Annotated in this window: 14 protein-coding genes; 5 read left to right on the forward strand and 9 right to left on the reverse strand. The window is 62.3% G+C overall.

Going from position 1 to position 20,593, the window contains the following annotated elements:
• Window positions 1-4: 4 nt before the first annotated feature.
• Window positions 5-6,427 (forward strand): translocation/assembly module TamB domain-containing protein, encoded by a 6,423-nt coding sequence (locus tag HJB83_RS27750; RefSeq protein ID WP_221159693.1) that lies wholly within the window; start codon window positions 5-7, stop codon window positions 6,425-6,427.
• 6 nt (window positions 6,428-6,433) lie between these two features.
• Here the strand turns inward: HJB83_RS27750 and HJB83_RS27755 are convergent, their stop codons facing one another.
• Entirely contained in the window at window positions 6,434-6,871 is a 438-nt protein-coding gene (locus HJB83_RS27755; RefSeq protein WP_207582048.1) for an Lrp/AsnC family transcriptional regulator, read from the reverse strand.
• Window positions 6,872-6,994: 123 nt separating this feature from the next.
• Here HJB83_RS27755 and rocF point away from each other — a divergent pair, with 123 nt between their 5' ends.
• The 4 genes from rocF (at window position 6,995) to HJB83_RS27775 (ending at window position 11,922) form a co-directional block, all read left to right on the forward strand.
• The gene (gene rocF, locus HJB83_RS27760; RefSeq protein ID WP_221131685.1) at window positions 6,995-7,930 is read left to right on the forward strand and encodes an arginase; all 936 of its coding nucleotides are present in this window, start codon (window positions 6,995-6,997) and stop codon (window positions 7,928-7,930) included.
• 14 nt (window positions 7,931-7,944) lie between these two features.
• On the forward strand, window positions 7,945-9,144 hold the full coding sequence (gene rocD / locus HJB83_RS27765; protein WP_207582050.1) for an ornithine--oxo-acid transaminase: 1,200 nt from the start codon (window positions 7,945-7,947) through the stop codon (window positions 9,142-9,144).
• A gap of 248 nt (window positions 9,145-9,392) precedes the next feature.
• On the forward strand, window positions 9,393-9,869 hold the full coding sequence (locus HJB83_RS27770) for a chemotaxis protein CheW (RefSeq protein ID WP_007632607.1): 477 nt from the start codon (window positions 9,393-9,395) through the stop codon (window positions 9,867-9,869).
• 283 nt (window positions 9,870-10,152) lie between these two features.
• A complete protein-coding gene (locus HJB83_RS27775; protein ID WP_221131684.1) occupies window positions 10,153-11,922 on the forward strand; it encodes a PAS domain-containing methyl-accepting chemotaxis protein in 1,770 nt (589 codons plus the stop codon).
• A gap of 148 nt (window positions 11,923-12,070) precedes the next feature.
• Here HJB83_RS27775 and HJB83_RS27780 read toward each other — a convergent pair whose 3' ends face one another.
• The 8 genes from HJB83_RS27780 to HJB83_RS27815 all read right to left on the reverse strand — a co-directional run bounded on the left by HJB83_RS27780 (window position 12,071) and on the right by HJB83_RS27815 (window position 20,563).
• Window positions 12,071-12,316 (reverse strand): formate dehydrogenase subunit delta, encoded by a 246-nt coding sequence (locus HJB83_RS27780; protein ID WP_164007762.1) that lies wholly within the window; start codon window positions 12,314-12,316, stop codon window positions 12,071-12,073.
• On the reverse strand, window positions 12,306-13,130 hold the full coding sequence (gene fdhD, locus HJB83_RS27785) for a formate dehydrogenase accessory sulfurtransferase FdhD (RefSeq protein WP_164007760.1): 825 nt from the start codon (window positions 13,128-13,130) through the stop codon (window positions 12,306-12,308). The genes HJB83_RS27780 and fdhD overlap by 11 nt, the downstream gene beginning before the upstream one ends.
• Window positions 13,131-13,167: 37 nt before the next feature.
• Window positions 13,168-16,047: a formate dehydrogenase subunit alpha gene (fdhF, locus tag HJB83_RS27790; protein WP_221131683.1), complete on the reverse strand. Its 2,880-nt coding sequence runs from the start codon at window positions 16,045-16,047 to the stop codon at window positions 13,168-13,170.
• 66 nt (window positions 16,048-16,113) lie between these two features.
• Window positions 16,114-17,670 (reverse strand): NADH-quinone oxidoreductase subunit NuoF, encoded by a 1,557-nt coding sequence (locus HJB83_RS27795; protein WP_221115511.1) that lies wholly within the window; start codon window positions 17,668-17,670, stop codon window positions 16,114-16,116.
• Complete coding sequence (locus HJB83_RS27800) at window positions 17,667-18,146, reverse strand: formate dehydrogenase subunit gamma (RefSeq protein ID WP_221131682.1); 480 nt, start codon at window positions 18,144-18,146, stop codon at window positions 17,667-17,669. The genes HJB83_RS27795 and HJB83_RS27800 overlap by 4 nt, the downstream gene beginning before the upstream one ends.
• Window positions 18,147-18,282: 136 nt before the next feature.
• Entirely contained in the window at window positions 18,283-19,176 is an 894-nt protein-coding gene (locus HJB83_RS27805) for a LysR family transcriptional regulator (RefSeq protein WP_221131681.1), read from the reverse strand.
• A gap of 172 nt (window positions 19,177-19,348) precedes the next feature.
• The gene (locus HJB83_RS27810) at window positions 19,349-19,690 is read right to left on the reverse strand and encodes a helix-turn-helix transcriptional regulator (protein WP_221115509.1); all 342 of its coding nucleotides are present in this window, start codon (window positions 19,688-19,690) and stop codon (window positions 19,349-19,351) included.
• A gap of 102 nt (window positions 19,691-19,792) precedes the next feature.
• On the reverse strand, window positions 19,793-20,563 hold the full coding sequence (locus HJB83_RS27815; RefSeq protein ID WP_207582058.1) for an SDR family NAD(P)-dependent oxidoreductase: 771 nt from the start codon (window positions 20,561-20,563) through the stop codon (window positions 19,793-19,795).
• Between the last annotated feature and the right edge of the window lie 30 nt (window positions 20,564-20,593).

Here is a 20,593-nt window from a genome sequence, read left to right on the forward strand (position 1 = left end):
GCCGATGCAAACGCTGGCAAAAATCGTCAACTGGATCCTACGGCTCACCGCCTATGGCGTGGGCGCGTTCTTGATTCTTGCCGTCATGGCACTTGCGATCTTCGGCTTCACCGCCTTTGGCGCCCGCATCGTCACCGAAAAGATAGCCTCCACGCTTTCCAACCGGGACATGACGATTACCGTGCGTGAACCGCAAGGCCTTTTGACCGGCGGGCTTCGCGCCGCAGAGATCTCGATCTCCGACACCAGAGGCGTGTTTGCGGAAATTCATGGCATCGCGATCGACTGGAATCCGCTGGCGCTGCTGACTGGAACCTTCCATGCCAAACGTTTCGAAATCGAAACGATCGACGTGCTGCGCGAGCCGGTGCGCACCCTGCCCTCGCGGCCCGGAGCAGAAAATGCCGGCGGTTTCAGCCTCCCGATCAAGGTCGACATCGACCGCGTCGCGCTGCCCGACATCAAACTGGCCGCACCCTTTGCCGGGCGCGCTTTTGCGCTTGCTGCCGAAGGCAGTCTTTCAGCGAACGGCGATGGCGGCGAGGCGGTCGTCAATGTCAGCCGTCATGACGTCCCGGATGCGCGGCTCGCCGCCGACATCGCCTATGCGCCAGCCGAAAACCGGCTGCGGCTGAAGGCGCAGCTGTCTGAACCTAAGGGTGGGCTGCTGGCGGGCTTTCTTGGCCTGCCTGATGATCCTGCCGTCAACATCGATCTCGACGGCCAAGGACCGATATCCGACTGGAAAGGCAAATTGCAGGCGGCCCTCGACGGACAGCAGCGCGCCGCAATCGAAGGCCGGCATCAGATCAGCGCAGACGGACTGCACCATCTCGACCTCAAGGGCGGCGGCGACCTGAGCTCGCTGCTTCCCTCGGCTTTCCGGCCGCTTTTTGCCGGCCAGACCAATATCGATCTTGCCACCACCTTCGACAACCACGGCAAGATCGATATCCAGACCGGCAATATCGCCACCGGCAGCGTCGTCATCGCCGCCTCAGGCACCCTCGATCCGGCCGGCAACAACAGCCTGAACGCCAATCTGCTCGGCACGTCGGGGCCTGTCGATTTCCGCTGGCCGCTCGCCGAAGGCGAAGCGCGTTTCCTGATATCGGGCCTCAACCTGGGCCTGACCGGCGATGCGCAGGCGGCCCGGTTGAATGTCAGCGGCTCGCTCGATACCGCAACCTTGCCTCAGGCCGATATCGGCAATGTCAAGCTGACGGCAAAAAGCGACGCCTTCAATCTCGCCGCCCGTTCCGGCAGCATCCAGCTGCGCCTCGTTGCCGGCGACGCGACCTTTGCAGAGCCGAACCTCAATCGCGCCGTCCAGGGCCCGGTCACGATCGCCTCGCCTCTGCAGATAACGCCCGGCAGCATCGGCTTCAACGGCACCACCGTCGAAAGCGCCAATATCAACGGCAGCCTCAACGGCTCCTATCGGCTGACGGACCAAGTGCTGACCGGCAACGCCAAGCTCACCATCGCACCGACAGCCCTGCCGGCTGCGGTGACGGCCAGGTTCGACGGACCGATCTCGCTCGAAAGCCAGGTCGTCGGCACCATCCCGTCGAAATTCGCGTTGTCCAACCTCGTGCTCAAGTCCGGCACGCTTGAGGCCGCCGGCAGCGTGGTGCTCGACGGCTCGATGTTGAATGCCGATCTCTCCGGCCGGCTGCCTGACGTCGGCAAGCTGATCCCCGGCGCCATCGGTGGAGCGGCTTATGCGTTGAGAGTTGGCGGTGAGCTTCCCACAATCTCCGTGACGGCCAATCTCAAGGCCGCCAGCCTGCATATGGCCGACCGCACGCTCGGCAATCTCAATATCGACCTGTCGGGTGTCGCCGATCCTAAGGCGCCGCAGGGCAGGATCGCCGCCACCGGCACGATCGACGGCCAGCCGATCGGCATCAACGGCGACATCAGTTCGCAGGACGGCAGCATTATCCTTCCGGCGCTGACCGCCGATATCGGCGGCAACCGGCTGACCGGCAATGTCGAATTCTCGCCCTCCCTGGAGCCGACAGGCGCACTGACCTTCGATTTCCCCAATATCGGCCTGCTCGCTGCACTCGGCGGACAGAAGGCCGACGGCGACCTCAAGGGTTCGCTCGGCGTCACGAGCAACAGTGGCAAGATCGCGCTCAAGCTGCTGGCGACCGGCGCCTCGATCCGCCGCGATACGCTTGCTATCGTCAAGCCGGATATCGACGTCACGGTCAGCGATCTCAGCGCCCTTGCGGTAAACGGCACGGTCAAGGCCGACGAGGTGAATGCCGGGTCGAACAGGCTTGCCGGCCTTTCGCTCGGCTTTACCAAGCAGCAGAACCATACCGATTTCGATCTCAATGCCGCCTATGACGGCAATCCGGTGCTGGCGGCCGGCAATATCGAGGCGGCAGGCGGCACGATCGGCGTAAACCTCGATCGCTTCTCGGCCAGCCCGCGCAATATCCCGGTCGAACTCGCGGCACCGACACAGGTCGCAATCGTCGGCGGCACCGCCAATCTGAACGGGCTGACGCTGAAGACCGGCACCGGCACGGTGAGCGTCACCGGTTCGGCCGGCGAGACGCTGAAGCTTGATGCCGACATCCACGAACTGCCGGCAGCGCTTGCCAACGGTTTCGTGCCGAACCTTTCGGCCGGCGGCACGATTTCCGGAACGATTGCAGTGACGGGAACGCCGGCCGCACCTGTTGCCGACTTCAAGCTCGACTGGAAGGATGCGACGACCGGCCAGACCAAGGGGGCCGGGATCGGGCCGCTCGGCATCACCGCCGGCGGAAAATTCGCCGACAACAAACTCGGTTTCGACACCGCAGTCGCGGGAGATGACGGCCTTTCGCTGAAGGCCGCCGGCAATGTCGCACTCGCCGACCCGAAGGCGCCGGTCCTGGACGTCGACGCCGATATCGTCAATCTGCCGGCCCGCATCGCCAATGGTTTCGTTCCCGATCTGGCCGCCGAAGGCACGATTACCGGAAAGGTCTCGGCCGCCGGCCTCCTCAATGCGCCGACCGCCAATTTCGATCTCGATTGGAAAGATGCTGCGACCAGCCAGTCGAAACGCGCCGGTCTTGCCGATCTCGCGATGAAGGCTTCAGGAAAATTCGCCGACAACAAACTCGACTTCGACGCGGCGATATCAGGCGCCGACAAGCTGTCGGTAAACGCAACCGGCAATCTCGCCATGACAGGCACGACGATCGGCAACGTCAAGCTCGATGCCGCGCTGGCGAATGTCCCGGCAGCGATCGCCAATAGCTTCGTCGCCGATCTCGCCGCCGAAGGCATGATCTCGGGAAAGCTCTCGGCCGCAGGTTCGCTTGCCGCCCCGACCGCCAATTTCGACCTTGATTGGAAAGGTGCTGCAACGAGCCACACCAAGCGTGCCGGCATTGCGGCCCTTGGCGTCACCGCATCCGGAAAATTCGCCGACAACAAGCTGGATTTCAACGCGGCAGCAAGCGGCGCCGACAGCCTCTCGCTCAGGGCAAACGGCAATGTCGCCATCACAGGCACGACGATCGGTAACGTCAACGTCGACGCCGCACTGGCCAATGTCCCGGCCGGCATCGCCAACGGCTTCGTCGGCGATCTTGCAGCGGAAGGCGCCATTACCGGAACGGTCTCGGCCACCGGATCCCTTTCCGCTCCGGCCGCCGATTTCGACCTCAATTGGAAAAACGCCGCGACCAGCCACACGAAACACGCCGGCCTTGCCAGCCTCGACGTGACCGCATCGGGAAAATTCGCCGAAAACAAGCTGGATTTCGATACGGCAGTTAGCGGCGATAATGGCCTGTCGCTGAAGGCCGCAGGCAATGTCGCGCTTGCCGGCACGGCGATCGACAGCCTCAAGCTCGACGCCGCGATCGCCAAGGTTCCGGCCGCTCTCGCCAACGCCTTCGTTCCGGATCTCGAAGCAGGCGGCACGATCTCAGGCACGATATCCGCCGCCGGGACTCCTGCAGCACCGAATGCCGACTTCAAGCTCGACTGGACCGATGCCGCAACCCGGCAGACGAAGAGCGCTCATCTCTCCGGCCTGGCGCTGACCGCATCGGGACACTTTGCCGACGACAAGCTCGATTTCGATGCCGATCTCGGCGGCAAGGATGGCCTCTCGCTGAAAGCCACCGGCAATGTCGCCATGTCGGGCACGTCGATTCGAAACCTCGACGTCAAGGCCGACCTTGACAACCTGCCGGCAGCCCTTGCCAACGACTTCGTCCCCGGTCTCGCCGCTGAGGGAACGGTGTCCGGAACGGCATCCGCCTCCGGCGCGCTGCCCAAACCCGCCGTCGATTTCAGGCTCGACTGGAAGAACGCCGCAACCGCTCAGACCAGAAGCAGCGGCCTTTCCGGCCTGAGTGCCGCGGCATCCGGAAAATACGCCAATGACAGGGTCGACTTCGATGCCAACCTCGCCGGCAAAGACGGGGTGTTGGCCAAGGCGACAGGCGGTGTCACGATCGCGGGAACAGCGATCCGGGATCTTTCGATCAATGCCGATATTCCGGCGCTGCCAGCCAATATCGCCAATGCATTCGTTCCAGGTCTCGGCGCCGATGGCACGCTTTCGGCGAGCGCCGTCACGTCGGGAACGCCGGCAAATCCGATCGTTGATTTCAAGCTCGACTGGAAGGATGCCGCGACCAGCCACACCAAGGCTGCCGGCCTTTCCCGCCTGGCGCTGACGGCAACGGGAAAATACGCCGGTGACCGGCTCGATTTCGATGCCGCCCTCAACGGCAGCGGCGGCATTGCGCTTAAGGCCGCCGGCAATCTCGCCATTGCAGGCACGACGATCCAGTCGATCGACGTCACGGCCAACGCTGCCGATCTTCCGGCTGCCATTGCCAACGGCTTTGTTCCGGGCCTTGCAGCCGAGGGCGCGGTCTCGGCGACGGTCAAGGCCACCGGCGCGCTATCGGCGCCCTCAGTCGATTTCAAGGTCGACTGGAAGAACGCCGCGACGAGCCAGACAAAAGGCGCCGGCCTTTCGCCATTCACCATCGGTGCATCCGGCAAACTTGCCGGAAACAAGCTGACGGTCGACACCAGCCTTGCCGGCGACGCCGGCATGTCGCTGAAGGGTGGCGGCAGTGTTGTGATCACAGGCAATCGCGCCATCGACATGCGCTTCAACGGCAATCTTCCTTTCGCCGTGCTCGGCGCGCCGCTGGCGCAACAGGGCCTCGTCGCCGACGGCGTCGCCACCGTCAATCTGCAGGTTGGCGGAACGGCGGCCGCACCCGTCATCAACGGCACCGTCTCGACATCAGGCGCAAAGCTCGTCGACGTCCGGCGCAATCTCGCCGTCAACAATCTGGCGGCAACCGTGAGCTTCAACGGCAGCCAGGCCGTGATCTCGCGCCTCAGCGGCAACGTTGGCGGCGGCGGCACGATTTCGGCAAGCGGCACCATCGGCATCCAGCCGGCCGGTGGCTTTCCCGCCGACATTTCGATCAAACTCGACAAGGCGGTCTATGTCGACGGAACGCTCGTCGTCTCCACGGTTAACGGCACGATCGCCCTGCGCGGGCCGATGATGAATTCGACGCTGAGCGGCAAGCTTCGTCTGGACAAGACCTCGATCACCATCCCAGAAAAATTGCCGACCTCGCTCAGTGAAATCGATATCCGGCATAAGAATGCGCCGCGGGCGGTGCTTGCGCAGCTGCGCGACGACGGCGAGCGGAAACCCGGCGAAAAATCCTCGACGATCACCCTCGATCTCGAAATCGACGCGCCCTCGCATATTTTCGTGCGCGGCCGCGGCATCGATGCCGAGCTCGGCGGCGGTGTGACGATCCGCGGAACGGCGGCAGCGCCGATCGTGACCGGCGGCTTCACCATGCGCCGCGGTCGCTTGACCATTCTCAACCGCCGCCTGGATTTCACCGACAAGAGCCGGATCACCTTTGCCGGCAACTTGACGCCGGCGCTCGATATGGAAGCAACCTCCGCTTCCGGCTCGACGACGCTGACCGTCGACGTGGCTGGCCTTGCCACCGACCCCGCGATCACCTTTTCCTCCTCGCCACAGCTGCCGCAGGACGAGGTGCTGGCGCAGCTGATCTTTGGCCAGTCGATGTCAAAGCTCTCGCCGGTGCAGATCGCCCAGCTCGCCGACGCCGTCAGCCAGCTGGCTGGCAACCGCTCCAACTCGCTTTTCGAAGGCCTGCGCAACCAGCTCGGCGTCGACGATCTCGACATCAGCACCGATTCCAAGGGCCAGACCAGCGTCAGCGTCGGCCGCTATCTCAACGACCGCACCTATTTCGAATTGCAGCAGGGCGGCTCGGCCGGCGCCAAGGCGATAATCAACCTCGATGTCGGCCGCGGCGTCAAACTGCGCGGCGCTGCCGGCGGCAATGGTGCGGGAGAAGCGGGCATCGTCTACGAACGGGAATATTGAGCCGGCTTAGAAACCCGTCTTGCTCGTCTTGAGAAGGATGTTGGTCTCGGTTGAGTTGATGCCATTGATCAGCCGGATGCGGCGCAGCGTCTCGTCGAATGAGGCAAGGTCGCGATCCTCGAGTTCGGCGACGAAATCCCATTTGCCGTTGGTGCTGTGAAGCGCGCGCACTTGCGGCACCCCCCTCAACTGATCGGCCACCCTGTCGGCGAGCTTGCCGAGCACCTCGATCATGACGATGGCGCGCACCCCGGCGGACCGGGTCTCGTGACCGGTGCGGATGGTGAAGCCGACGATGGTGCCGCCGGCGACCAGCCGGTCGATCCGGGCGGCAACCGTTGCCCGCGATGCGCCGGTCATCGCCGCAAGCGAGGAGACGGAAATCCGGGCATTGTGGCGAAGTGCACTCAGAAGCTCAGTATCGAGATCATCCACGCTAATCACTTTGTCAAAAGTGGTTTATCAATATGCGCAATCATACTCCATTTCTGACATTTTTCCATCTTTTTGCCGCCAGCCGTTTAACCCACTATCGCCTCAAACAGGCCTCAACACGGAGCCCCTTAGATGAATGCCCAATCGCAATCTGTCACCCTCATCGGCGCGCCGCTGGAAGAAGGCTCCGGCCGCAGGGGCGCTGCCATGGGGCCTGCGGCCCTGCGCATTGCCGGCGTCGACCAGACATTGATCGAGCTTGGCCATGACGTCGCCGACATCGGCGATCTCAGGATCGTGCCGGCGATGGATCTGCCGAACCATCCGAAAGCCCATAATCTTAGGATCGTCGGCGCCTTCACGCGGGCTCTCGAAAGCAGCGTCCACGACGTGGCCGCCTCCGGCCGTTTTCCGCTGATCCTCGGCGGCGACCATAGCCTTTCCATGGGCACTGTCTCCGGCATGGCCCGTTACGCCGCCAGCAAAGGCCGGCCGCTCTTCGTGCTTTGGCTCGATGCCCACACCGATTTCAATTCCCCGGCCACCTCGCCCTCCGGTAATATTCACGGCATGCCCGTCGCCTTCTTCTGCGGCGAGGCGGAGTTTGCCCAGATCCTGCCGAAGGATCGCCCGTTCGTTGACCCGAAGAATGTCTTCCAGGTCGGCATCCGTTCGGTCGATGCGCGCGAACGCGAGGAGATCCACGAACATGGCGTCAACGTTTTTGATATGCGCGCCATCGACGAGCAGGGCATCGGCGCCATCATGCGAGAGATCGTCAGTGTCGTCGCCAAGGCGAACGGCCTGCTGCATGTCAGCCTCGACCTCGATTTCCTCGACCCCGAAATCGCCCCCGGCGTCGGCACGACAGTGCCTGGCGGCGCGACCTTTCGCGAGGCGCATCTGGTGATGGAAATGCTTTCGGACAGCGGCCTCGTTTCGTCGCTCGATCTCGTTGAACTCAATCCGTTTCTCGACGATCGCGGCAAGAGCGCCCGCATTCTGGTGGAGCTGACGGCAAGCCTCTTCGGCCGCCGCATCTTCGATCGCCCGACACGCGCTGCATAAAAAGGGGAAGAACCATGAACACCTCGGAAAAACTGATCGCCACCGAACAGCGGCTCGGCGCCAACAACTACAAGCCGCTCGACGTGGTGCTGACGCGCGGTGAAGGTGTTCATGTCTGGGATACCGACGGCAATCGTTATCTCGATTGCCTCTCGGCCTACTCCGCCGTCAACCAGGGCCATTGCCATCCGAAGATCCTCGCCGCCATGGTCGAGCAGGCGGGCAGGCTGACACTCACCTCCCGCGCCTTCCGCAACGATCAGCTCGCCTATCTCTACGAAGAACTCGCGGCCCTCACCGGCTCGCACAAGATCCTGCCGATGAATTCCGGCGCCGAGGCGGTGGAAACTGCCATCAAGGCGGTTCGCAAATGGGGATACGAGGTCAAGGGCGTACCGGAAGGCAAGGCGGAGATCATCGTCTGCGCCGATAATTTCCATGGCCGGACGCTGAGCATCATCAGCTTCTCCACGGACCCCGACGCCCGCACCGGCTTCGGCCCCTACACCGCCGGTTTCCGCATCATTCCCTTCGGCGATGCCGAGGCTTTCGCCGCCGCAATCAACGGCAATACGGTGGCCGCCCTGATCGAGCCGATCCAGGGGGAAGCCGGCGTCGTCATCCCGCCGGCCGGCTATTTCACCCGCATCCGCGAGCTCTGCACGGCAAACAACGTCACCCTCATTCTCGACGAGATTCAGACCGGCCTCGGCCGCACCGGCAAGCTGCTGGCCGAGGAACACGAAGGCATCGAGGCCGATGTGACGCTGATCGGCAAGGCGCTGTCCGGCGGCTTCTATCCCGTCTCGGCCGTGCTTTCCAATTCCGAGGTTCTGGGTGTGCTCAAGCCCGGGCAGCACGGCTCGACCTTCGGCGGCAATCCGCTCGCCTGCGCGGTGGCGCGCACCGCCCTGAAGGTACTGACGGAAGAGGGCATGATCGAGAACGCCGCTGATATGGGCGACTATTTCCTCGAAGGCCTCAAGTCGATCCGTTCGAACATCGTCAGGGACGTGCGCGGCCGCGGCCTGATGATGGCCGTCGAGCTGGAACCCGAAGCCGGCGGCGCACGGCAATATTGCCATGCGCTGAAGGAGCGCGGCCTTCTCGCCAAGGATACCCACGACCATACGATCCGCCTCGCCCCGCCCTTGATCATATCAAGGGAGCAGGTGGATTGGGCGGTCTCGCAGATTGAAAAGACGATCACCTGAGCCGGATCGTCGAGTTGTTCGGCGCCGGTCACGCATTTGCAGGCGCCGGCTTCCACCCGAGGCAGAAAACCTTTGCAATCTGGTCTGCCAATTTAGATTTGGGCAACACTCTTCCGTTACTGTCGTCAATAACCGTAACGATGCTTCGCACAAAGCAAAGTCATCGCGTGGTGTGAAGGCAAAGCTGGTCCGTGCCAATGGTGGCGCGCCTGCTTCTGCCCTGGCTTACGACAGTTGGGAAGAATTCTATGGCCACGATCAATTCCACTAGCTTCAGCGGCGATACGCTCGAGATCATTGCCTTCCGCCTGCATGATCAGGAATTCTGCGTCAAGACCACGACCATCCGCGAAATCCGTGGCTGGGCGCCGTCGACGCCGATCCCGCATGCGCCGGCCGATGTCATCGGCGTCATGAACCTGCGCGGCTCGGTGATCCCGATCATCGACCTCGCTTACAAGCTCGGCATGAAGAGCACCGTTGCCAACGAGCGTAGCGCCATTGTCGTCGCCGAAGTTCACAGCATGGTCATCGGCATGCTCGTCGACCGCGTCTCGGATATTCTCACTATCTCGTCCAGCCAGGTCCAGCCGGTACCTGAGGTGACCGCGTCCTTCGACCGCGCCTATTGTGAAGGCATCATCGCTTCGGAAAACGGCATGATCTGCTTCCTGAACCTTGCCAAGATGTTCAAGGAAAACGAAACAGACGAACTGGCCGCGTGATCCGCTCAAACTATTCAACTATTGAAAACCGCCCACTTCGGGCGGTTTTTTATTGCCGCCCCGAGCAGATTGGCTGTGTCAGCGTCGCATCATATTATTAGCAATATCTTTTATACGCAATTTTAACCACGCTCCCTCAGCATGGTGATGCATACGGATGATAAGTCTCCGGCGCAGTGGGAGTGATAACCGACTACCGGTTCGTCCCGGCTCCGCATACCTTGTCCGCCCCCTCGCTTCTCCGGCCGAAACAGCAAAAGCTGTGCATCTCAAAGGGACAGGAATGTTTGGTCTTACCTCCGATTCGAAATACATTCTTGACGCCATCTCCAAATCGCAGGCGATCATCGAATTCGATCTCAAGGGAAATATTCTCACGGCGAATGAGAATTTCTGCAACGCGCTTGGTTACCGTCTGAACGAGATCGTCGGCAAGCATCACAGCATGTTTTGCGAGCCGGCCTATACAGCGACGCCCGAATATCGCGCCTTCTGGGCGCGGCTTGGACGCGGCGAATATGACGCCGGCGCTTATAAGCGGCTCGCCAAGGGCAACAGGGAGATATGGATCCAGGCTTCCTATAACCCTGTTTCAAAGGGCGGAAAGCCATACAAGGTGGTGAAGTTTGCCGCCGATATCACCGCCGCGAAGAAGCAGGCGGTCGAAGATTCCGGCAAGCTCGAAGCGATCTCGCGCTCGCAGGCGGTGATCGAATTCACCCCGAAGGGCGAAATCCTGACCGCCAATGAAAATTTCTGTCAGGCCATGGGATATTCCCTGGCCGAAATCACCGGCAAACATCACAGCATCTTCTGCGACCCGGCATATACCCGCACCGAGGATTACAGCAGCTTCTGGCGACGTCTCGCCAATGGCGAATTCATCGCCAACGAATTCGTCCGTGTCGGCAAGGGTGGCCGCGAAATCTGGATTCAGGCCGCCTATAACCCGATCGTCGATGCCGACGGCAAGGTCTACAAGGTGGTGAAGTTCGCAACCGACGTCACCCAGCGGATGAGCGCGATATCCCTGCTCGCCGGCGCGCTGCGTCAGCTTTCCGAAGGCGATCTGACGAGGACGGTGGACACACCCTTCGTCCCCTCGATGGAGCAATTGCGCCAGGATTTCAATACCGCGGTCAGAGGTCTTGCCGAGACGATGAAGACGATCGGCGAGAATGCCAGTGCGATCGCCGCCGGCTCGAGCGAGATCGGCGGATCGGCGGATTCTTTCTCCAAGCGGACGGAACAGCAGGCCGCATCGATCGAAGAGACCGCAGCCGCGCTGGAGGAGATCACCACCACCGTCAACGATTCCAGCCGCCGCGCCGATGAGGCGGGCCGCCTCGTCGCCGTGACCAAGCAGGGCGCCGAGCAGTCGGGCGTCGTGGTCCGCAACGCCGTCGCCGCCATGGACCAGATCGAGCAGTCCTCGCGCGAAATCACCAACATCATCGGCGTCATCGACGATATCGCCTTCCAGACCAACCTCCTGGCGCTGAATGCCGGCGTCGAGGCAGCCCGCGCCGGCGAGGCCGGCAAGGGCTTCGCCGTGGTGGCCCAGGAGGTCCGCGAGCTCGCCCAGCGCTCTGCCAAAGCCGCCAAGGAGATCAAGGCGCTGATCAATACGTCGAGCGATCTCGTCAAGAACGGCGTCGGCCTCGTCGGCCAGACCGGCAAGGCGCTCGAGCAGATCGTCACACAGGTCGGCGATATCAACGGCAACGTCGTCGCCATCGTCGAAGCCTCAAAGGAACAGGCAACCGGCCTTAAGGAAATCAACCAGGCGGTCAATACGCTAGACCAGGCAACCCAGCAGAACGCCGCCATGGTCGAGGAAAGCACCGCCGCCAGCCATAACCTGGCAAACGAAGCCGAAATGCTGCGGCTCCTGCTGGCCAGGTTCCGGCTGCCCGGTCAGACCCGGATACAGGCCCAGCAGACTGCCGGCAGGCTAGACGCGAGACAGCCAAGCTCGCCGGCGCTGCATCTGGTTTCGCGTGTCGCAAAAGCACACGGCGGTACTGCCGCACAGAGCTGGGAAGAGTTTTGATGTCAGTCTTCCGGCACATCGCCATTATACGGTGCCGCCACACGGCGGCACTTTGATCATACGGCACGGCATACGCGGTAAAGAACGCCGCAGGAGGCCGATGCGCAGGCAGGTGCCCCTGCCCCCTTCCTGCATGAGCCGATCAACACTACCGGGCCTGGTTTGCTTCCGGCGCGGGCTTTCGGATCAAGGGAGCGGCCTGCAGCACCAGTGCATCCAGGCCGTTCTCAGGGTTCTCCAGGATTTCGAACAATTGCCGCCGCATGCGCGGCTCCCAGAATTTGTTGATATGGGTGGCGACGCCCTCGACGGCTTCGCTTGCCGGCTGGCTCTTGAAAAAGGTGGCGATCTGGTTTGCCATGTAAACCAGCTTGGTCTTGGTATCATGCGACATCGGCAATGCTTCCGGGCGAGATGCGGTGCGGGTGGGTGAAAATCTCGAAATCCTCGCCGCGCACCAGGGCGACGAGCGTCATGCCGGCCTCTTCGGCCGTGCGGATGGCAAGCGCTGTCGGTGCGGATATGGCGATGAGCACGGGAGAACCAAGGATCGCCGCCTTCTGCACCATCTCGACCGAGAGCCGGCTGGTTACGGCGACGGCGCCGTTCCGGCCGTTTTCGCCGGCGTCGATGACGGCGCCGCAGAGCTTGTCGAGCGCATTGTGCCGGCCGACATCTTCCCGCACAGCAACCAATCCCTTGGCCGGGAGATAGAAGCCGGCGCCGTGTACCGCCCGGGTCTCCCGATGCAGCGGCTGTGCCTCGTTCAGCAGCGAAACGGCGCGTACGATATCGGCATGCGACAGCGTCAGCGGCGATGCCGAGACATCCGGCACCGGCCGCACCGCCTGCTCGATCGATTCGATGCCGCAGAGCCCGCAGCCGACCGGGCCGGCCATGCTGCGGCGTCGTGCTCGCAGGCGATCCGCGACGTCGTCGACAAGGCTCACCTGCACATCGATCCCCTGCTCGCCTTCGACGATCTCGATGGCCGCTATCTCGGCGCGTTCGGTGATAATCCCTTCGGTCAGACTGAAACCGACGGCGAAATCCTCGAGATCATCGGGCGTCGCCATCATCACCGCATGCGAGCTGCCGCCATAGGAAAAGGCAATCGGCACTTCTTCCGGCACGATGCGAGAGCCGGAGTGCATGAGGCCGTTGCGGCGGGCGGTTTCGGGAGCACGGGCGGTGGTTTGGAAGGTCATGATGCAAATCCCTCCTTGCCAAACCACCCCCGCATCGTCACTCCGCTGCCTCGAGCTTGCCGGCGATACGGCGCGATTGCCGCGCCTGCTCGTCATATTCGCGCTGCCACTCGCTCGGCCCGTTGGAGGGCGACACCTGCACCGCCGTCACCTTGTATTCCGGGCAATTGGTCGCCCAGTCGGAGAAATCGGTGGTGATGACGTTCGCCTGCGTATTGGGATGATGGAAGGTCGTGTAGACGACACCCGGCGCAACACGATCGGTAATCAGGGATCTCAGCGTGGTGTCGCCGGAGCGGCTGCCGAGCTTTACCCAGTCGCCGTCACGAATGCCACGCTGCTCGGCATCGTGCGGATGGATCTCCAGCCGGTCTTCGGCGTGCCAGACAACATTTTCGGTCCGCCGCGTCTGCGCCCCGACATTGTACTGGCTGAGGATGCGGCCAGTGGTGAGCAGCAGCGGGAAGCGCGGGCCGGTGCGCTCGTCGGTCGCGACATACTCGGTGCGGATGAACTTGCCCTTGCCACGCACGAAGCCGTTGACATGCATGATCGGCGAGCCGAGCGGGTGCTTTTCGTCGCAGGGCCACTGCACCGAACCCAACTTATCGAGATAGTCGTAGGAGACCAGCGCGAAACTGGGCGTCGTCGCAGCGATCTCGTCCATGATCTCCGACGGATGGCTGTAATTCCAGTCGAGCCCCATCGCCTGGGCAAGTTTCTGCGTCACCTCCCAGTCGCCATAGCCGTTGCGCGGCGACATCACCTTGCGCACGCGGTTGATGCGGCGCTCGGCATTGGTGAAGGTGCCGTCCTTCTCGAGGAAGGTCGAGCCTGGCAGGAAGACATGGGCATAGTTGGCGGTCTCGTTGAGAAACAGGTCCTGCACGACGACGCATTCCATCGCCGCAAGCCCGGCCGCGACATGTTTGGTATCGGGATCGGACTGGAGAATGTCCTCGCCCTGGACATAGAGGCCCTTGAAGGAGCCGTCGACTGCCGCATCCAGCATGTTCGGAATGCGCAGGCCCGGCTCATTGTTGAGCTTCACGCCCCAGAGCTTTTCGAAGATATCGCGCGTCGCATCGTCGGAAACGTGCCGGTAGCCCGGCAGCTCGTGCGGGAAGGAACCCATGTCGCACGAGCCCTGCACGTTGTTCTGGCCGCGCAGCGGGTTCACGCCGACGCCGGGACGGCCAATATTGCCGGTCGCCATCGCCAGATTGGCGATGGCGATGACCGTGGTCGAGCCCTGGCTGTGTTCGGTTACGCCGAGACCGTAGTAGATCGCGCCGTTGCCGCCCTTGGCATAGAGCCTTGCCGCACCGCGCAGATCCGCCGCCGGCACGCCGGTGAAGATCTCGGTCTGCTCGGGGCTGTGCGCAGGCTCGGCGACGAAGGCGGCCCAGTCCTCGAATTCCGACCAGTCGCAGCGCTCGCGGATGAACGTCTCGTCATAGAGACCTTCGGTGACGATCACATGCGCCAGCGCCGTCATGACCGCGACATTGGTGCCGGGCTTCAGCGGCAGGTGGTAGGAGGCTTCGACATGCGGCGAGCGGACGATATCGGTGCGGCGCGGATCGATGACGATGAGCTTGGCGCCCTGGCGCAACCGCTTCTTCAGCCGCGAGCCGAACACCGGATGGCCGTCGGTCGGATTGGCGCCGATGATGACGACGACATCGGACTGTTCGACGCTGTCGAAATCCTGCGTGCCGGCCGACGTGCCGAATGTCTGGCCGAGACCGTAGCCGGTCGGCGAATGGCAGACGCGGGCGCAGGTATCGACATTATTGTTGCCGAAACCGGCGCGAACCAGCTTCTGCACCAGATAGGTTTCCTCATTGGTGCAGCGTGAGGAGGTGATGCCGCCGATCGCATCGCGGCCGTATTGATACTGGATGCGGCGGAATTCTGACGCCACATGCGCGAAGGCCTCGTCCCAGCTTACCTCCCGCCAGGGATCGCTGATCTTTTCGCGGATCATCGGATTGAGGATGCGATCCTTGTGGGTGGAATAGCCGTAAGCGAAGCGGCCTTTGACGCAGGAATGGCCGCGATTGGCCTGGCCGTCCTTCCAGGGCACCATGCGCACCAGTTCCTCGCCGCGCATTTCCGCCTTGAAGGAGCAGCCGACGCCGCAATAGGCGCAGGTGGTGACGGCCGAATGCTCGGGCTGGCCGATCTCGATGACCGACTTCTCCGTCAGCGTCGCCGTCGGGCAGGCCTGGACGCAGGCCCCGCAGGAGACGCATTCGGAATCGATGAAGCTTTCGTGTGCACCCGATGAAACGCGGGAGCCGAAACCACGCCCCTCGATCGTCAGTGCAAAGGTGCCCTGCACTTCCTCGCAGGCGCGCACGCAGAGCGAACAGACGATGCACTTGGAGGGGTCATAGGTGAAATAGGGATTGGACTCGTCCTTCGGCATCCATTGCAGATTGATATCACCGTTGTTGCGCGCTTTGACGTGGTTGTCGCCCTCATAACCGTAGCGTACGTCGCGCAGGCCAACGGCGCCCGCCATGTCCTGCAATTGGCAATCGCCATTGGCAGCGCAGGTGAGACAGTCGAGCGGATGGTCGGAGATATACAGCTCCATCACGCCGCGTCGGATATCCTTCAACCGCCCCGTCTGCGTCTGCACCACCATGTTTGCCGCCACCGGCGTCGTGCAGGAGGCAGGCGTACCGTTGCGGCCCTCGATCTCGACGAGACAGAGCCGGCAGGAGCCGAAGGCGTCGACCATATCGGTGGCGCAGAGCTTCGGCACCTGGATGCCGGCCTCCATCGAGGCGCGCATGATCGAAGTGCCTTCCGGCACGCTGATCTGCTGCCCATCAATGGTGAGCGTCACCATGGTTTCGGATTTCGAAGCGGGAGTGCCGTAGTCGATTTCATGGATGAGAGACATGGTCGGCCTCCTGTACGGAAATGGAATTGAGCAAGTCAGGGCATGCGGCTGTAGCTTGGAAGGTCATCACTCAGCCGCCTCCACCATCGGCGCCGGGGAAAAATCCTCCGGGAAATGCGTCATGGCGCTGATGACGGGATAGGGGGTGAAACCGCCAAGCGCGCAGAGAGAGCCGAATTTCATCGTGTTGCAGAGATCGGCCAGCAGCGCCCGGTTCTTCTCCGGCTCGATGCCATGGGCGATCTTGTCGGCCGTCTCGACGCCACGCGTCGAGCCGATGCGGCAGGGCGTGCACTTGCCGCAGCTTTCGACGGCGCAGAATTCCATGGCGAAACGCGCCTGCTTCAGCATGTCGGCCGTGTCGTCGAAGACGACGAGGCCGGCATGGCCGATCAGTCCGTCCTTGGCGGCAAAGGCTTCGTAATCGAACGGCGTGTCGAACAGTGCCCGCGGGAAATAAGCCCCGAGCGGCCCGCCGACCTGCACCGCCTTGACCGGCCGTCCCGTCGCCGTGCCGCCGCCGATCTTGTCGACGATATCGCCAAGCGAAAGACCGAAGGCCGTTTCGTAGAGACCGCCATATCGGACATTGCCGGCGATCTGCAGCGGAATGGTGCCGCGCGAGCGGCCCATGCCGAAATCGCGATAAAAGGCGGCGCCCTTCTCCATGATCACCGGCACGGAGGCGAGCGAGATCACATTGTTGATGACGGTCGGACAGTCGAACAACCCCTTATGCGCCGGCAGCGGCGGCTTGGCGCGCACGACGCCACGCTTGCCTTCGAGGCTGTTCAGCAGAGCCGTTTCCTCGCCGCAGACATAGGCGCCCGCACCGGTGCGCACCTCGATATCGAAGGCGCGGCCCGAGCCGAGCACCGATAGTCCGAGTATGCCCGCCTGCCGCGCGATGCCGACGGCCTCGGTCATTACGGTGATCGCGTGCGGATATTCCGAACGCGTGTAGACGAAGCCCTTCGTGGCTCCGGTGGCAAGTCCTGCTATCGCCATGCCCTCGATCAGCACGAAGGGATCGCCCTCCATGATCATCCGGTCGGCAAAGGTGCCGCTGTCGCCCTCGTCGGCGTTGCAGACGATATATTTGCGCTCGCCGGCGGCATCGAGAACGGTCTTCCACTTGATGCCTGTGGGAAAGCCGGCGCCGCCGCGCCCGCGCAGGCCGGAATCGGTGACTTCCTTGACGACATCGGCTGATGTCATCGAAACGGCGCGGCGAAGGCCGGCAAGGCCGCCATGCGCCTCATAATCGGCAAGCGACAGCGGATCGATGATGCCGCAACGGGCAAAGGTCAGGCGGGTCTGCTGTTTCAGGAACGGGAGGTCTTCAACCTCCCCGAGACAGAGCGGGTGATCGCCGCCATTGACGATCCCGGCATCGAACAGAGCAGGCACATCCCTCGCCTTCACCGGTCCGTAGCCGATGCGCTCACCGGCAACCTCGACTTCAACAAGCGGCTCCAGCCAGAACATTCCGCGCGAGCCGTTGCGCACGATCTCGGCATCGAGGCCGCGGGCGACGATCTCCTGGGCAATCGCCTTTGCCACCTTTTCGGCCCCGAGCGCCAGCGCTGCGGCATCGCGCGGAACATAAATCCTGATTGTCATCGGCGTGCCTCCGCAACGAGTTCCATTGCCAGCTGATCGTCGATCCGGCCATAGACCTCGCCGTCGAGCATCGCCGACGGCGCGCAGGCGCAGAGCCCGAGACAGTAGACCGGTTCCAGCGTCACGCTGCCGTCGGGCGTCGTCTGGTGAAAATCGATGCCGAGCAGCATCTTGACGCGTTCGGCCAGCGCATCGCCGCCCATCGACTGGCACGCTTCCGCGCGACAGAGCTTCAGCACATGGCGGCCGGCCGGATGGTCGCGATAATCGTGATAGAAGGTCACCACGCCATGCACTTCAGCCCGGGAGAGGTTCAACTCCTCGGCAATCACAGGCAGGGCTTCCTGCGGCACATAGCCGAATTCTGCCTGAACCTCATGCAGAATGGGAAGAAGCGGCCCTTCAAGGAAGCGAAGATCGGCGATGATGGTACGGGTGCGTGCAGCAATATCGCCTTCGGCGATATGAATGGTCATAAGGCAGCCCTCCCGGCGGCTTACTCGTTGCGGAATAGCGGCCTCCCCCGGCCGAGTGCCATTCCTCGGGGACAACATCGCAAGGAAGTAGCTGACGATCAATAACGCTATCACGTCGGTTGATAGGATTTTCCTATCAAAGTTCTTCATCCCGCACGAGTACCCGCGCCTCGTGCAGCAAGGCCGACACAAGCGGCGTGAACGGTTCGCGATAAGGCGCGACGAGGCCGACCAGATGATGCGCCTCCGGCTCGACGATCGGGATCATCCGAATTTCCACTGGAAATCCAAAGGATTTCGCGACGTTGCGCGGCATGATGCTCGCCCAGCGCCCGGTCCTGACATGCGAGAACAGCACGATCATCGAGTTGGATTCGAGCGTCGGATGTACCGTGGCGCCGGCTTCCGTCAGGTGCCGGTTGATGATGCGACGGTTCTGCATGTCGGCCGTCAATAGACAAAGCCGAAGATCACCAACCTCGCGCCAGGTCACGTTGTCGCGATCAGACAAAGGGCTGCCTGCAGCCGTAATCAGATTATAGCGCTCGGCATAAAGCGGAACCGTCGTAACACGGCCGAGCGGTTCGTTTTCGAGATAGGTGATGCCGGCATCAATTTCGAGATTCTCGAGCATGCTCAGCACCTGCAGCGAATTGCGCGAGACGATCGAGAAGGTCACGCCGGGGTGCCGTTCCTGAAAAGGCGTGGTGATACGCGAAAGCATGGCAAGCGCGGTCGGAATGGCGGCGAGGCGAATGTGGCCGGAAAGGCCGCGGCGCGCGGCGCGCATCTCTTCGCGCATGGTGCGGGCATCGCCGACGATGCGCCGGGCCCATTCCAGCACGCGCTGGCCTTCCGGCGTCAGCCCCTGGAACCGCGAGCCGCGCTGCACCAGCATGACGCCCAATTGATCCTCGAGCTGCCGGATAGCCGCCGAGAGCGTCGGCTGCGAGATCCCGCACTCCTCGGCGGCACGGCCGAAGTGCTTTTCATTGGCAAGGGCGATAAAAAATTCCAGCTTGTCGATCATCCGGTCTCCCGCGACATTTCGCGTCCGGCCTCATCTTCGACATAGCAGCCGTGCTTCGCAAGGGCGGGTACTAATGCATGCCGCCAAAAGTGTGCAGCGGTTTTGGGACGACGACATGCATAAAACAAAGAATTAAAGCGCGTCGCATGAATCAAGTTTTATGCGACGCGCTTTAACAGTTTTCCGCAGCCGGAAAAAGATCGAACAGCGATTCGAGAAAACCCAGCACGTTGACATTGCCGATGCTGTAATAAACCTGCCTGCCCTGACGGCGCGTATTGACCAGGCCTTCGAGCCTCAAACGCGCAAGTTGCTGCGAGACCATCGCCTGCTGTATGCCGAGAATATTTTCGATTTCACCGACCGTTCGCTCCTCTTTCGCCAGTATGCAGAGGATCAGAAGTCGGGTGTGATGCGCCAAAGCTTTCAGCAGGTCGCTCGCTTCATGGGCTTTTCCAGCGAGTTTATGCAACTCCTGGCCGGTCATACCCGGCTCCGGTTTAGGCAACGGCATTCGATATCTCGGAAGGAGGCGGTGAGGTAGATCAGTACAATAGCATATTCGCACAAGCGAATTGGTCAATAGTGATGAAATGCCAAAAAAGGTCCAAGTAAATCAGCAGATAAGCTGTCCGCCATTGATCTCGATCACCTGGCCGGTGATGTATCCCGAGAGTGAGGGAGCTGCCAGGAACAGATAGGCGGGAGCGCAATCCTCCGCCGTGCCGAGTCGCTGCAGGGGGATGGATTTCCGGGTCTGCTCCAGCTTTTCTTTGGAGGAATAGCGCTCGTGGAAATCCGTCTCGATCGTTCCCGGCGAGACGCAGTTGACGCGGATGCCATCCGGGGCAAGCTCGCGGGCGAGCGCCTTGGAATAGGTCGCAACAAAGGCCTTCGAGGCCGAATATATCGAAGAGCCGGGGCTTCCGCCGGTCAGCGCCGAAATCGAAACAGTGTTGATGACGGCAGCGCCCTCGGCCGCCTTCAATGCCGGCAGCAATGCCCGCGTCAGCGCCACCACCGAAGTCTGGTTGAGCCGTATGACTGCCTCATATTCTGCGTCGGTCAGCGTGGCAGCGGGAAACCGGCCAAGCATGGTGCCGGCATTGTTGACGAGCACATGCACCCTGTCGAAGAAAGCGAGGACATCGTCGGCAAATTGCGCCGCCCCACCGATGGCGGAGAAATCGGCGTGCAGCAGCAGCGCCCGTCTTTCCGATTCAGCAGTCAGCAGGAAATCCGGCAGATCCCGTCCCGGCTTGCGCCCGGTATGGACAATCACCTTCGCGCCGCAGTCCAGAAACTGCCGGGCAACTTCAAGGCCGATGCCGCGGCCGGCGCCGGTCACGACGACATTGCGATTTTCGAACAATCTGGGATGAAACACGAAGCCGTCCTCCTCGCGGACAGTGCCGCC

Origin of the sequence: Rhizobium sp. NZLR11, from assembly GCF_019685115.1 — a bacterium.
Taxonomy (GTDB): Bacteria; Pseudomonadota; Alphaproteobacteria; order Rhizobiales; family Rhizobiaceae; genus Rhizobium.